Origin of the sequence: Halomonas pelophila, assembly GCF_040196315.1 — a bacterium.
Taxonomy (GTDB): Bacteria; Pseudomonadota; Gammaproteobacteria; order Pseudomonadales; family Halomonadaceae; genus Halomonas; species Halomonas pelophila.
This window is the reverse complement of the sequence record NZ_JBEGCI010000001.1, coordinates 320,160-331,779: the sequence shown is the minus strand read 5'-3', so window position 1 is coordinate 331,779 and position 11,620 is coordinate 320,160. Positions and strand designations below refer to the sequence as shown.

11 protein-coding genes and 1 riboswitch are annotated in these 11,620 nt (G+C 71.3%); of the genes, 5 read left to right on the top strand and 6 right to left on the bottom strand.

Translation table 11 applies throughout. The features are described 5' to 3' along the window. Positions 1-33 precede the first annotated feature (33 nt). The 5 genes from ABE957_RS01530 (at position 34) to thiE (ending at position 4,058) form a co-directional block, all read left to right on the top strand. On the top strand, positions 34-702 hold the full coding sequence (locus ABE957_RS01530; protein ID WP_349756895.1) for a response regulator: 669 nt from the start codon (positions 34-36) through the stop codon (positions 700-702). After that, positions 699-2,132, top strand: a complete 1,434-nt coding sequence (locus tag ABE957_RS01525) for an ATP-binding protein (protein ID WP_349756893.1) — start codon at positions 699-701, stop codon at positions 2,130-2,132. The genes ABE957_RS01530 and ABE957_RS01525 overlap by 4 nt, the downstream gene beginning before the upstream one ends. 69 nt (positions 2,133-2,201) lie before the next feature. Further along, positions 2,202-2,468, top strand: a complete 267-nt coding sequence (locus ABE957_RS01520) for a hypothetical protein (protein ID WP_349756892.1) — start codon at positions 2,202-2,204, stop codon at positions 2,466-2,468. 41 nt (positions 2,469-2,509) lie between these two features. Next, a riboswitch (TPP riboswitch) is annotated at positions 2,510-2,610 on the top strand. 37 nt (positions 2,611-2,647) lie between these two features. Beyond that, positions 2,648-3,454: a hydroxyethylthiazole kinase gene (gene thiM / locus ABE957_RS01515; protein ID WP_349756891.1), complete on the top strand. Its 807-nt coding sequence runs from the start codon at positions 2,648-2,650 to the stop codon at positions 3,452-3,454. Further along, positions 3,444-4,058 carry a thiamine phosphate synthase gene (gene thiE / locus ABE957_RS01510; protein ID WP_349756890.1) on the top strand — a complete coding sequence of 205 codons (615 nt, stop codon included), beginning with the start codon at positions 3,444-3,446 and terminating at the stop codon, positions 4,056-4,058. The genes thiM and thiE overlap by 11 nt, the downstream gene beginning before the upstream one ends. Positions 4,059-4,166: 108 nt before the next feature. On the opposite strand, the gene ABE957_RS01505 is transcribed toward thiE, so the two are convergent. The 6 genes from ABE957_RS01505 to ABE957_RS01480 all read right to left on the bottom strand — a co-directional run bounded on the left by ABE957_RS01505 (position 4,167) and on the right by ABE957_RS01480 (position 11,594). Further along, the gene (locus ABE957_RS01505; protein ID WP_349756889.1) at positions 4,167-4,727 is read right to left on the bottom strand and encodes a cytochrome b/b6 domain-containing protein; all 561 of its coding nucleotides are present in this window, start codon (positions 4,725-4,727) and stop codon (positions 4,167-4,169) included. A gap of 13 nt (positions 4,728-4,740) precedes the next feature. Continuing rightward, positions 4,741-5,019, bottom strand: a complete 279-nt coding sequence (locus ABE957_RS01500; protein ID WP_349756888.1) for a PepSY domain-containing protein — start codon at positions 5,017-5,019, stop codon at positions 4,741-4,743. Between the two features lie 171 nt (positions 5,020-5,190). Continuing rightward, a complete protein-coding gene (locus ABE957_RS01495; RefSeq protein ID WP_349756887.1) occupies positions 5,191-6,081 on the bottom strand; it encodes a DMT family transporter in 891 nt (296 codons plus the stop codon). Positions 6,082-6,190: 109 nt separating this feature from the next. Beyond that, positions 6,191-7,597 carry a serine hydrolase gene (locus tag ABE957_RS01490; protein ID WP_349756886.1) on the bottom strand — a complete coding sequence of 469 codons (1,407 nt, stop codon included), beginning with the start codon at positions 7,595-7,597 and terminating at the stop codon, positions 6,191-6,193. 230 nt (positions 7,598-7,827) lie between these two features. Continuing rightward, the gene (locus ABE957_RS01485) at positions 7,828-10,701 is read right to left on the bottom strand and encodes an HD domain-containing phosphohydrolase (RefSeq protein ID WP_349756885.1); all 2,874 of its coding nucleotides are present in this window, start codon (positions 10,699-10,701) and stop codon (positions 7,828-7,830) included. Between the two features lie 122 nt (positions 10,702-10,823). Continuing rightward, positions 10,824-11,594, bottom strand: coding sequence for a TSUP family transporter (locus ABE957_RS01480; protein ID WP_349756884.1), 771 nt, complete (start codon positions 11,592-11,594; stop codon positions 10,824-10,826). Positions 11,595-11,620: the final 26 nt, after the last annotated feature.

Genomic DNA, 11,620 nt, shown 5'->3' with positions numbered 1-11,620 from the left:
CACCGCCGAACACGCCCCTTGCAAGGACAGGACATGCGCATACTGCTGGTGGAGGACGACCCTAGCCTGGCCGCGGGCATCCGCCTGGCGCTCAAGCCCGAACACTACGCCGTGGACCTGCTGGCCGATGGCCGGCAGGCCCTGGCGGCGCTGAAGGGCGACGAGCCCTTCGATGCCGTGATTCTCGATCTGGGACTGCCCGGGCTCGACGGCATGCAGGTGCTCGAGGCGGTTCGCCGGCGGGGCAACCGCGTGCCGGTGCTGGTGCTGACCGCCCGGGACGGCATCGATGACCGCATCGCCGGCCTGGACGCCGGCGCCGACGACTACCTGATCAAGCCCTTCCAGGTCGACGAGCTCAAGGCACGCCTGCGGGCCCTGCTGCGCCGCAGCCAGGGGCAGGCCAGCAGCGTGCTGGAGGCGCGCGGCATCCGCCTCGACCCGGCCACCCACAGCGTCAGCTACCGGGAGACGCCCGTGGCGCTGTCGCGGCGTGAGTTCGCCCTGCTGCAGGAGTTCCTCAGCCATCCGGGCCGGGTCTTCACCCGCGACACCCTGACCCGGCTGGTCTACGGCTGGGACGAGGAGGTGGAGAGCAACGCCATCGAGGTGCACGTCCACCACCTGCGCCGCAAGCTCTTTCCCGAGCTGATCCGTACCGTGCGCGGCATCGGCTACGTGATGGACAAGTCCCCCTCATGACCTCGATTCGCCGCCGCACCCTGGGCGTGGTGCTGCTGGTATTCGGCCTGAGCATGCTGGTGATCGGGCTGACCAGCTACCGCGACGCCGCCCACGAGGTGGAGGAACTCTTCGATGCGCGGCTTGCCCAGAACGCCCGGCTGCTGGAGGGGCTGGTGGGTGCACCGCTCCCCGAGGATCAGCGCCAGGCGCTGCTGGACAGCATCGGCACGGCCCTGCAGCGCGGCGACGAGGCCCAGGGGGCGGTGGTGCGTCACCCCTACGAGAGCAAGCTGATCTTCCAGGCCTGGCACGACGAGACCCTGCTGCTGCGCTCCGCCGAGGCCCCCGAGGCCCCGCTCACTCCGCTGCGCAACGGCTTCGGCAACGCGCGCCTCGATGACTACGAGTGGCGGGTCTTCGCCCTGGACGCCCCGGGCAGCCCGCGGCGGGTGCTGGTGGCGGAGCGCGAGGACGTGCGCGGCGAGCTGGTCACCGCCATCGCCCTGCGCACTCTGATGCCGGACCTGCTGGGGCTGCCGGTGCTGAGCCTGCTGCTGTGGTGGGCCATCGGCTGGGGCCTGCGGCCGCTGTCGCAGCTGGCCGCGCAGATCCGCAGCCGCGACCCCCAGAACCTGCAGCCGCTGGTCATGCAGCGGCTGCCCCGTGAACTGGAGACCATCGCCGGCGCCCTCAACCGGCTGCTCAAGCGGATTCGCGCCCTGCGTGCCCGGGAGCAGCGCTTCATCGCCGACGCCGCCCACGAGCTGCGCACGCCGCTGGCCGTGCTCGACCTCCACGCCCAGAATGCCCTGGCCGCCGACGATCCCGAGGACCGCCGCGAGGCGCTCGACCAGCTGCGCGGCGGCGTGGCGCGGGTCACGCGGATGGTCTCGCAGCTGCTCACCCTGGCCCGGCTCGAGCCCGAGCAGGAGGGCGACGGCCAGGGGCGCGAGATCGCCCTGCTCCCCGAGGTGCGCGAGGCGCTGGCCAAGCTGATGCCGCTGGCCGTGGAGGGTCGCCAGGAGCTTCAGCTGGAGGCCGAAGAGACGGCGGACTGGCGGCTCGAGGTGGAGCCCGGCACGGTCGACACCCTGCTGCAGAACCTGGTCGGCAACGCCCTGCAGCACTCGCCGGCCGGCGCGCTGATCCGCATCCTGCTCACCGCCGGGCAGGACGCCGTGACGATCACCGTGGAGGACCAGGGACCGGGCATCCCGGCTCAGCAGCGCCAGCAGGTGCTGGCGCGCTTCCACCGCGGCGGCCCCGGCGCCGGGGCCGGCCTGGGGCTCTCTATCGTCGACCGCCTGCTGCAGCGCCATCATGGCCGGCTGCGGCTCGGCGACGCCCCGGGCGGCGGCCTGAGCGTCATGGTCACGCTGCCGAGAACGCCCCGTGCGGCCGACGCGGTGCCGTCACGCGATGGTCATCTCCCCTTAAGCGGTCGTTAAGACGCCCCCCGTAGCGTCAAGGGGGGCTGGAGCAGATGCTCGGCCCGGCCATGACGAGGAGACGCCTGCATGCACACGATCACTCAGGAAAACCTTTCCGCCAGCGCCCGACAGGCTGGCCGGCTGGTCGTCGCGGGCCTGCTGCTGCTGACCCTCGGTGCGCTGCTGGTCGGCTGGGAGCCGGTGGCGGTGCCGCTCGAAGTGGTCGCCCTGGGAGCGACGGGCCTGGTGCTGATGACGCCGGGCATGAGCCGCCAGAATGAGGTCATGGAGGCCCTCTACAGCCTGACCCTGGCCAGCTTGATCACCCTGATCGGCATTCAGCTGCTGGCCTGATGCGCGGCCTTTACAGCCGCGCGGACGACAGGGATAGTGAGGTCTGACGACAGGGGCGCCGCGACGAGCACGCCGCGGCTGAGACGCACCCTCGGAACCTGACCCGGACAATGCCGGCGTAGGGAGTCGTGCAGCGCCGACCTTCCGTCGACCTGCACCTCCCTCGCCGGGGAGGCCCCATGCACCACATCGATCCCGCCACGCACCTGGCCCGGGTGCGCGAGACCCGCCCGCTGGTCCACAACATCACCAACCATGTCGCCATGAACAGCATGGCCAACGTGCTGCTGGCGATCGGCGCTTCGCCGGCCATGGTCCACGCCCGCGAGGAGGCCGCCGAGTTCACCGCCCTGGCCAGCGCCCTGACGATCAACATCGGCACCCTCTCGCCCCACTGGGTCGAGGCCATGGAGGCCGCCGCGCTGGCGGCCGGAGAGACGGGGCGCCCCTGGGTGCTGGACCCGGTGGCGGTGGGCGCCACGCGCTACCGGCGCGAGACCGGCGCGCGGCTGCTGGCGCTCGCGCCGGACGTGATCCGCGGCAACGCCTCGGAGATCATCGCCCTGGCGGGCGGCGCCGGCGGCGGACGCGGCGTGGACAGCACCGACCCCGCCGAGGCGGCCCTCGAGGCCGCCCGCCGCCTGGCAAAGCACACCGGCGGCGTGGTGGCGGTGACCGGCGAGGTGGACCTGGTCACCGACGGCCGGCGCCTCGCCCATGTCGCCGGTGGGCACCCGCTGATGCCCCGGGTCACCACCCTGGGCTGTGCGCTGACCGGCGTGGTGGCGGCCTTCGTGGCCGGCGCCGACGATCCCTTCGAGGCGACGGTGGCGGCGCTGGCCGGCTACGCCGTGGCCGGCGAGCTCGCCGGCGAGGTGGCCCGTGGCCCCGGCAGCTTCGCGGTGGCCTTCCTCGACGCCCTCTATCACCTGGACACCGAGGCCCTCGCCGAGCGGGCCAAACTGGAGGTTGCCGATGCCCCTTGATCTCTCACTCTATCTCGTCACCGACGCCGGACTCTGCGCCGACCATGGCCTGGAGGAGACGGTACTCGCCGCGGTCCGCGGCGGCGTGACCCTGGTCCAGCTGCGCGACAAGCACGCCAGTGACGCCGAGATGATCGACCAGGCCCGCCGCCTCAAGGCGGCGCTCGCGGGCAGCGGCGTGCCGCTGATCATCAACGACCGGCTGGAGGTGGCGCTCGCCGCGGGCGCCGACGGGCTGCACATCGGCCAGGACGACGGCGACGTGGCCAGGGCCCGCGCGGCGCTGGGTCCCCAGGCGATCCTCGGGCTCTCGGTGCAGACCCACGAGCAGCTCGCCCGCCTCGACCCGAGCGCCCTGGACTATCTCGGCCTGGGTCCGGTGTTCGCCACCCCCAGCAAGCACGACCACGCCGAGCCGCAGGGCTTCGACGGCCTGGCCGCCCTGGTGGCGGCGAGCCCGCTGCCCAGCGTGGCCATCGGCGGGCTCAAGGTCGAGCATGCCGAGGCGGTGCGCCAGGCGGGCGCCGACGGCCTGGCGGTGATCTCCGCCATCTGCGGCACCCCGGACCCAGAGGCCGCCGCCCGCGCCTTCCCGCGCCGCTGAACGCTCCAAACGCACCGCGCTCCGCGGATGACCTCCCCGGAGACCCGGCGTAAAAGCGCCCCCGGCCCGAATGGGCCGGGGGCGCTGTGACGAGGAGGCCGGACCGAGTCAGCGCGAGGGCGTCTGCTCGAAAGGCCGGCGGTCGCCGTGCACCATGCCCGCGATGAGGTTGTCGCGGCGCTTGTGGCTCTCCCAGAGCGCGCCGAGCACGTGCAGGGGCACCAGCACGAGAATCGCATTGCTCATCAGCTCATGGACCTCCTCGACCCATGCCACCCCCCAGAAGCGATCGGTCTCCTCCATCATATAGCCGGTCGCTCCGAGCCCCAGCAGCAGGGCCAGCAGCGTCAGCATCATCACCGCCCCCAGCGGGGTATGGGTGATGCCGGGGGTCGACCGGGCAGCTCCGACGGCGGGACGCAGCGACGCGCGAAGGCGCCCGGGGGTCGGCCAGAAACTCGTCCAGCGGGCCGACCAGGGGCCGACGAAGCCCCAGAGAATCCTCACGCCGATCAGCGCCACCACACCGTAGCCGATCCACTGGTGCCAGCGCTCGCCCTCCTCGGTGACGAACGCGTTGGCGGCGACGCCCGCCACCAGCGACCCGTGCACGAGTCGCACCAGCGGATCCCAGACGCGGACTCGTCGGCGGCTCGTCTCGTTGCTCATGACGCGGCCTCCTTCAGTCGATCTCCTGCTTGACGATGCTGCCGTCGACCGGATTGAAGTAGATCTCGACGCGACGCTGCTGATCGTCCCAGCCGTAGATCTCGTAGCAGCTGCCGTCGGTGGTCTTGAACGTCTTGACCTCGTAGCCCATGTCGGCGATCTGCTGCTGCATCGCCTCCTCGCTCATCCAGTCGCTCTGCGGGGCTTCGGTGCAGGTCGGCCCGGCCAGGGCCGCCAGGCTTGCGGTCATCAGGCCGGTGGCGAGAGTGCCGGTGATCAGGGTGCGCTTCATGACAGAATCTCCAGAGAGTCGGTGTCGAAGGGCCACCCGCGCGGTCGCGGCGGCCCGCCCCCGCCGATGTTGGGGGACAGGCGCATCATCGAGCATCGGGCTTAGGAGAGGCTTAAGGTGCGAGGGAGGTGAGACAGGCCACGTCGAGAGGCTCGCGCCGGCCGCGAGGCCTCAGGCGGTGGGCCGGCGCTTCAGGGTGGTGCGCCGCTCGTGGTGGGCGATGGCCAGGCCGCTGGCGATGATCAGGGTGCCGCCGACGAAGACCCACAGGTCCGGCACCTCGTCCCAGAGCCACCACCCCAGCCCCACGGCCCACAGCAGGGCCGTGTAGTCGAAGGGCGCGACCAGCGCCGCCGGCGCATAGCGAAACGCCAGGGTCAGGCCGGTCATGGCCCCCACCCCGAGCACGCCCGCCACCAGGAAGGCCGGCCAGTGCAGCGGTGCCGGCGTCTGCCACACCCAGGGCAAGGTCATCGCCGAAACCACGAGCGGCACCAGGGTGGTGTAGAAGACCATCGCCCAGAGATGCTCGCGGTCACCGTAGCGCCGCGCGGTGAGCATGGTCAGGGCATAGAACACCGCCGCGCCGACCACCACCAGGGCGCCGGGCTGAAAGCTCGCGCCCCCCGGGCGTATCACCACCAGCACGCCGAGAAAGCCCAGCAGCGTGGCGGCGAGCGTCGGCCCGTCGACCCGCTCGCCGAGCAGCGGCACCGAGAGGATGGTCACGAAGAGCGGCGCGGCGAAGGCGATGGCCGTGGTCTCGGCCAGCGGCAGCAGGGTCAGGCCCCACATGAAGCAGATCATGGTGCCGCTGAAGATCAGGCCGCGCAGCAGGTGCACCCCGGGGCGCCGGGTGGTGAGGGTCCGCAGGCCGCCGTTGAAGCGCGCGATCAGCGCGATCAGCGGCAGCGACACCAGGGTGCGAAAGAAGATGATCTGCAGCGGGGAGTGCACCTCGCCCAGCCACTTGGTGATGGCGTCGCCCAGCGCCAGGCAGAACACGCCCAGGCACATGAAGCCGATTCCCTTGAACGTCGATGACGTGTAGCTCGATGACATGCCGACGGCCCTCCCTGGCGGCGTCTAAAACAACCACCCCGCCGGCCTGGGAGGCCGGCGGGGTGTCAGAGAGGTCAGGCTAGTCGGTGGCGCGAGCCGGGGCAAGGCCTCAGAGGCTGGCCTGGACCACCATGCACTCCATGCCCTGGGCCACCAGGCGACGGCAGGCGGTATGCGCCTGCCCCTCGTTCATGTCGACCAGCCGGGCGCGGTAGACGCCGGCGGACTCGGCGCTGCCCACGGCGACCCGGGCGTTGGTCAGCTCGCTGGCCAGGCGATCGGCGGCTCGAGCGGCCAGGCTACGGGCGTGTCCGGCATCGCTGAAGGCGCCGACCTGAACGCCCCAGCGCCCCCCGGCGAGGGGACGCGGCGCGGAATCACCATCGGCGATCAGCTCGCGAATGGGGTCCTCGGCCGAGCCCTGCGCCGGGGCCCCCGCCTCGGCCAAGGCGGGGCGTTCCACCCGAGTGAAACGCGTCGCCGCCACCGGCCGCGGCGCGGCGGCGATCGGGGCCGATGCCGTGACGGGAGCCGCCACCTCGCTGTCGCCCGGGGCGTTGAGGCTCGCCAGGCGCATCTCGCGGCCGACCGGCTGCCCCGGTGCCTGGGGCTCGCCGGGCATGAGGCGACCGCCGGTGATGTCCGCGCTGGCCAACCAGCCGCGGCCATCGGCCAGCGAGGCGCGCATGAAGCCACGATCCAGCAGGTCGGCGGTATGCGCATCCCGCGAGGCGGCGCTGAAGCCGCCCATCACCACGGTCAGCAGGCGGCGGTCGCCGCGCACCGCCGAGGTGGCCACGTTGAAGCCGGAAGCGCGGATGAAGCCGGTCTTGAGGCCGTCGGCGCCAGGGTAGCTCTTCAACAGGCGGTTATGGCCGGTGATGGTCTTGCCCCGCCAGGTGAAGCGTGTGCGCGAGAAGCGCGAGTAGTACTGGGGGAAATCACGCATCAGGTGGCGAGAGAGCACCGCCATGTCGCGGGCGGTGGTGACCTGGCCGGCATCGGGCAGGCCGTTGGGATTGCGAAAGATGGTGTCCTGCATGCCGAGCTCACGGGCCTTGTCGGTCATCATCTGCGCGAAGTGCGTGTCGCTGCCGCCCAGCGCCTCGGCCACCACCACGGCCACGTCGTTGGCCGACTTGATCACCAGCGCGTCGATGGCCTTGTCCACCGGGATGGTGGAGCCGGGCTTCACGTAGAGCTTGGAGGCCGGTTTGGAGGCCGCATAGGCGGAGACCGGCAGCGGCTGGCCCAGGCTCAGGCGCCCCTCCTCGAGGGCCTCGAACGTCAGGTAAAGCGTCATCATCTTGGTCAGCGAGGCGGGATAGCGGAGCCGATCGGCGTTCTCCGCGTAGAGGATCTCCTGGCTATCGGCATCGATGACGATACCGGCGTAGCGCGGATTGCCGGCCTGGGCGAGGCCAGAATTCAGCAGCAAGAAGGCCAGCAGCAGGCATGCCAGCAGCGAGCAGACGACCCCTCTACGGCGCCGGATAGTTGTTGTGATAGGCACCATGATGCGTTCCCTCGAGGTTTTTCCAGTGGCACCTCACTATTATGGCTAGCCGCTGCGCCCTGTACAGGGCAGAGATCAGACTTTTCCCCGATTTTTCGACCTACTCGCGCCGACCGACCAACGGCGACGCAGCATGAGCGCTTTTGCGGGTTTCACCCAGGTCGAGATGCCTCTCTACGATCGCGGCTCTTCGACGATCGAGGCGGTTCAAGAAGAGAAGCTTCAGGCGGTCACGAGATCGGACTCGCCAGCCCCGCCTGGACCTTGAGAGCCGCGATATCCACGCGATCGATCTGCGCGGGCTTCAGGAAGCGCTGCGCGTAGTCGTGCCAGACGCCGCTATCGAGCAGCAGCTGGAAGACCTCGGGGTCCAGGTGGCCCTCCCGGGCCATGTTCGCCAGGATCGACAACGCCTGCGACAGCGCCATGCCCGACTTGTAGGGCCGGTCGGCAGCGGTCAGCGCCTCGAAGACGTCCGCCACTGCCATGATGCGCTCCTCGAGGCTCGCCTCCGCCAGCACCAGGCGTCGCGGATAGCCCTGGCCGTCCATGCGCTCGTGATGGTTGCCGGCAATGGCCGGCACCCGGCGCAGGTGGGCGGGCCAGGGCAGCGACTCCAGCATGATGATGGTCTGGACGATGTGCTCCTGGATGCGGAAGCGCTCCACGTCGTTGAGGGTGCCGCGGGCCACCCGCAGGTTGTAGAGCTCACCCTGGTGGCCGGCTACCTCGGGCGGGCGCATGTCGAAGCGCCAGCGGTTATCGGGATCCTCCGGCGCCACCGGCGGCGGCTTGACTACCCAGTCGATGCGATGCCGCGGGCGGTCCGCGAGCAGCGGCTCCGCCACCGGCAGCTCGAGCCCGGGCTCCCGTGCCAGGCGACCGGCCTCCTCCTGCGAGACGCCGAGCCGGTCGTCGAAGTGGCGCCACCAGCGCCATGCCGCGATCTCCTCGAGTCGACGGGCCCGCGCCTCGTCGAGCTGCTCGCCGCCCACGTTGATCTCGGCGACCAGGCGGAAGGCGGCCTGGAGCTCGTCCCGACGACGCTCCCGCGCGTCGTCGAGCCGGCTCGGCTCGCCGCCCTCGGCGCGCCCCTGCCAGTAGGCGATATCGGCGTCGCGCCACAGCACCTCGAAGCGCGTGCGGATCTCATGCAGGCGGTTGTAGCGCGTCTCGAGCTTGGTCGCCTTCTCCATGACCTCGTCCGGCGTGGTCAGCTTGCCGCAGTCGTGGAGCCAGGCGGCCAGGTGAAACGCGGCGCGTCGATCCTCGTCCACCGTCTCGGCGGCGAAGGGGCCGGTACGGTCGCGCTCCACGCCCTGCAGCAGCATCTCGGCGAGCTGCGGTACCCGCGAGCAGTGGCCGCCGGTATGCGGCGACTTGGCATCGGTGGCCCCGGCGATCAGCTCGACGATGGCATCCAGCAGCCGCTTCTCCCCCTCCAGCAGCCGGCGCATCTCGATGGCCACGGCGGCCACCCTGGATATCTCCTCGACGAAACGCCGCCACGGCCGGTCGCCATCAGTCTCGGCATCGCCGCGCAGGGCCAGCAGCAGCAGTCCCTGGCGCTGCCCGCCGCGATTGCACAGCGGCTGGACTAGGTACCCGCGACCCTCGAACTCGTCGCGCAGCGCCGTCAGCCCCTGCGCCTCGAGCTCCAGGCGCTCGGGCAGCGTGGCCGACCCGCCGCCGCTACCCGCCTCGGCCGCACGGGCGAAGTGCGAGGCCTCGGCCTCGTCCACCAGGTAGATGGCGCCATGCTGGCTCGCGGTGATGCGCAGCAGGTCATCGAGGATGCCGGCGAGCATCGTCTCCAGCTGGGGCTCGCTGCTGAGCGTGTGGGTCATGTGCTGGAAGTCGGTGATGCTGCCGACCATGCCCTCGACCGCCTGGCTCAGCTGCTGGACCTCGCGGATCGGCGAGGCGGTGCCGCGGTAGCCGGCGAAGTCGAACTCGGCCAGGGCGCGCACCTGGTCGGCGAGCGAGCGCAGCGGCCGGCCGAGGCGGTGGCCCACCCAGATACCCAGCGGCAGCAGGACCAGCACCAGCCCCCCGGCCACCAGCAAGCGCTGCCAGAGCAGGCGGCGAGTGCCGGCCAGCAGCTCGTCCTCTGGCACCGCCATCAACAGGTGCGCCTGGACATCGTCCATGGCCTGAAACGGCAGGCGCATGCCGAACCAGGCCTCGTCCGCCTCCCGGAAGCGCGTCGACTGGCCGTCTCCCTCGAGATCGCCCAGCCGGGCGAGCACCGGATCGCCCAGCTGCGCGAGGGTCGCCAGCCGCGGGCCCTCGGCGGTCTCGACCAGCAGAGTGCCGACGTCGGGATGCGCCAGCATGCGCCCCTGATTCGAGACCGCCGCCAGCCGCGTCCCTGGGGTGAGCTTGAAGCCCGCCATCTCGTCGCCCAGGTCCGACAGGGAGGCGTCGATGCCCAGCACCGCGCGCCGGTTCTGGCTGCGGCGCGCCAGGGTGACGCCGATCTCGCGGGTGGTGAAGAACGCATAGGGCTCGGTCAGGTGCTCCCCCTCCGTGGCCATCGCCGCGCGGTACCAGGGGCGAGTACGCGGATCGAAGTCGTAGTCCGGCATGACACCCCGGCCTAGCATTGCCAGGTCGGCGTCGTAGAGCCGCCATTCGCCGACGCGCCGCCCGCCGGGCTCCCGGGAGACCGCCTGCTGCACCAGATAGCGGGCCCGCTCGTTGCCCTCGATGTCGGGCAGGCGTGCCTCGTCGGCCCGCGCCGCGGGGCGCAGCAGCAGGAAATCGCCGTTGTCGTAGCCGATGTAGACGGCACTGGCCACCTCGTGGGCGTCCAGCGCCGCGGCCAGCATGGGCAGGGCCGCCAGGCGGTCGGCCAGGCGTCGCTCCTCGCCGAGGTTGTCCCGGGCGAGCAGGCGCAGCATCACCCGGGCCGGGTCGAGCAACCGCCTCGAACGCTCCTCGGTCGTCGCGGCGAGCTGGTGGCTGGTGTCCTGCATGGCGCTGACCAGGATGCGATCCGCGCCGCGGGCTCCGTGCCACAGCAGCACCGTGGCCAGCGTCAGCATCAGGGCGACAATCGCCAGTACCGTCAGCGCCTGGAGGGAGAGGGGTCGACGCGGCATGGCGGTGTCCCGGTGGCAGCCTGAGGCGTGACCGGCGAGAGCCGGTCACGCCTCACAGCATATGCCACGACCGTTGAGGCCTCTCGTCTGGCGGGGTGCCGGCTTTCAACGCCGCCGCAGGGTCAGCCCAGGTCCAGGCCCAGGTTCTGCGCGCCCAGCCAGGCCAGGCGCAGGGCGAGCAGCGTCAGCGCCCAGCGGAACAGCACATCGAAGCGCCGCTCGGAGAGGCGATGCAGCAAGCGCAGCCCCAGCCAGGTACCGACAAAGCCCGCCGCCACCATTGAAAGCATCAGCGCCAGCCACTCGTGGAAGACGAAACCCGCCATGCCGAACACGAAGGCCTTGGTCAGGTGCTGGGCCAGCATGCAGGCGGAGAAGGTCGCCACCTTGGCCAGCCGCCCCGACTGGCGCTGCTTGATGAAGGCCGCGACCACCGGGCCGCTGGCGCCGACCAGGCTGGAGAGCAGGGTCGTCACCGCGCCGACGACCAGGGTGCCGATGCGGCCCAGGGCGCGCCCGGGCAGCCCCGGCCCCCAGCAGGTGAACAGCACGAAGGCGGCGATGCACAGCTCCAGCACCCCCGCCGGCAGCCGGATCAGCAGCCAGGCGGCCGCCAGGGCGCCGAGCACCACCCCGGGCAGGAAGGCCAGCAGGGTGGCGCGATCGATATGGCGCCAGGTCATCACCGTGCGACCGACGTTGGAGCCCAGCTGCACCATGCCGTGCACCGGAATCAGCGCCGCCGCGGGCATCACCTGGGCCAGCGCCATGATCATCAGCACCCCGCCCCCGGCGCCCACCGCCGCGGTGAAGGCTGAGGTCAGCATCGAGATAAGGATCAGCAGCAGGTTGAGGGAAGCGGCGAGCGGCGAGAGGCCGTCGAGCAGCGCCATGAGAGCCCCTTAGCGAATGAGGGGCC

Bases quoted from the DNA above. Each gene is read 5' to 3' on its own strand.
- ABE957_RS01505 (WP_349756889.1), bottom strand. From the start codon at position 4,727: ATGAGCAACGAGACGAGCCGCCGACGAGTCCGCGTCTGGGATCCGCTG.
- ABE957_RS01500 (WP_349756888.1), bottom strand. From the start codon at position 5,019: ATGAAGCGCACCCTGATCACCGGCACTCTCGCCACCGGCCTGATGACC.
- thiE (WP_349756890.1), top strand. From the start codon at position 3,444: ATGCCCCTTGATCTCTCACTCTATCTCGTCACCGACGCCGGACTCTGC.
- ABE957_RS01480 (WP_349756884.1), bottom strand. From the start codon at position 11,594: ATGGCGCTGCTCGACGGCCTCTCGCCGCTCGCCGCTTCCCTCAACCTG.
- ABE957_RS01495 (WP_349756887.1), bottom strand. From the start codon at position 6,081: ATGTCATCGAGCTACACGTCATCGACGTTCAAGGGAATCGGCTTCATG.
- ABE957_RS01490 (WP_349756886.1), bottom strand. From the start codon at position 7,597: ATGGTGCCTATCACAACAACTATCCGGCGCCGTAGAGGGGTCGTCTGC.
- ABE957_RS01520 (WP_349756892.1), top strand. From the start codon at position 2,202: ATGCACACGATCACTCAGGAAAACCTTTCCGCCAGCGCCCGACAGGCT.
- ABE957_RS01525 (WP_349756893.1), top strand. From the start codon at position 699: ATGACCTCGATTCGCCGCCGCACCCTGGGCGTGGTGCTGCTGGTATTC.
- ABE957_RS01485 (WP_349756885.1), bottom strand. From the start codon at position 10,701: ATGCCGCGTCGACCCCTCTCCCTCCAGGCGCTGACGGTACTGGCGATT.
- thiM (WP_349756891.1), top strand. From the start codon at position 2,648: ATGCACCACATCGATCCCGCCACGCACCTGGCCCGGGTGCGCGAGACC.
- ABE957_RS01530 (WP_349756895.1), top strand. From the start codon at position 34: ATGCGCATACTGCTGGTGGAGGACGACCCTAGCCTGGCCGCGGGCATC.